The 1,453-nt window shown below is 50.6% G+C and carries 2 protein-coding genes; one reads left to right on the top strand and one right to left on the bottom strand.

Going from position 1 to position 1,453, the window contains the following annotated elements; genetic code table 11:
- On the top strand, positions 1–981 hold a 981-nt coding region (locus KDK13_RS17370; RefSeq protein WP_306671175.1), incomplete at its 5' end, for a type I restriction-modification enzyme R subunit C-terminal domain-containing protein.
- Positions 982–1,059: 78 nt separating this feature from the next.
- Here KDK13_RS17370 and KDK13_RS17375 read toward each other — a convergent pair.
- Positions 1,060–1,453: Abi family protein (locus KDK13_RS17375; RefSeq protein ID WP_257286251.1), on the bottom strand; the 394-nt coding region annotated here is incomplete at its 5' end.

Raw genomic sequence — 1,453 nt, forward strand, 5'->3', positions numbered from 1 at the left:
CTTATCCGTAAAGCGTTCACCGACTCGGGCAATACTTTCCAGCTGATACGGTTGGAACAGTTTGCTCCCCAAACCCAGCAGCAACTGCTGGATGACATCGGTCCTCTGATGCAGTGGGTGGATGTCAGGGGGCAGGGGAATGCCATGCGTTTTGATCTGGATATGATTACCGCCCAGACTGCCCTGTACACCAACAAAAGCGGTCTGGAAAAACAGTGGTCTATCGTCACGCAGAAACTGGATCAGCTTCCCCCGCATCTGGCTCAGGTCCAGCAGCAGGGTGACATCATTAACCAGCTCCGGGACCTGGACTGGTGGCATAACGCCAGCTTTGCTGAACTGGAACATGCCCGTACTCGCCTCAGGGGGATCATGTACCTGATGGAGGGTGACGTAACTCCGCCCCCCACAGCGCCCGTGGAAACAGATATCCGTGAAGACCAGGGCAAGTACGAGATCAAACGGCGGGAGACCAATATCAAGTCGGTGGACTTTAAGCTCTACCGTCAGCAGGTTCAGGGCGCACTGGAACCCCTGTTCACCAGTAACCCCGTGTTGATGAAAATCCGTCGGGGGGAACCGGTACAGCCCAAAGAGCTGGATGAGCTGGCAAAACTGGTGCTGGTTCAGAATCCGAATGTGGATATCCGGGTGCTCAAAGAGTTCTACCCCGAAGCCTCTGCCGGGTTGGATCAGATTCTGCGAACCCTGATTGGTATGGAAAGCCAGGCAGTCGCCGAAAAATTTGCCGGTTTTGCCGCCCAGTATAATCTGAGCAGCCAGCAGATTCGCTTTCTGGATATGCTGAAAAACCACATACGGGATTACGGCACCATAGAAATGGCACAACTGTTTGATCAGCCCTTTACCCGTATCCATGGTGAAGGCATTACCGGCCTGTTCCCGGATATGGATCAGGTGATGGCCATTAAAGCCATTGTGGAAGGTGTATCTGTGAAGATGGGACAACCAGCAGCATAGGTTCAACATGTATATGAAAACGGAAGAATTATACAAGTAATCGTAACGTGTATAGAAATTGCCGGTTTTCTATACACGTCAAGAATGCTGTTGATTGACACCAGCACGATTCCAGAGAGGTTCTTTTTTCCACTGTTCAGGGAACCCCATATGGACTTTTGAAGCCTTTGGATTTCTTGATATCAGTTCGCTTAGCCTGACTGACCAGCCACTACCGGGGCTCACTTTGCTTAATAGCGTTTCGATAATGACGAGTTGATAGTACAGCCGTCGTCGTGGATTGATGTTTTGGGTAGGTGATGAGGGTACTTCAATACTGTCCGGAACATATATCCAGTTTGACGGCACTTTTCTTGGCCATGTTGGGCTGGCGCCAAACTCCCTATTCCATACTCTTGCGTGGTGAGCACAGTGGTTGCGCAAATCAGACAGTGATCTAAACCAGGTTTTCAGTACTGGAAATTGGAAACCA

The sequence above is a fragment of the Endozoicomonas sp. SESOKO1 genome (genome assembly GCF_024606265.1).
In the GTDB taxonomy this organism is placed as follows: Bacteria; Pseudomonadota; Gammaproteobacteria; order Pseudomonadales; family Endozoicomonadaceae; genus Endozoicomonas.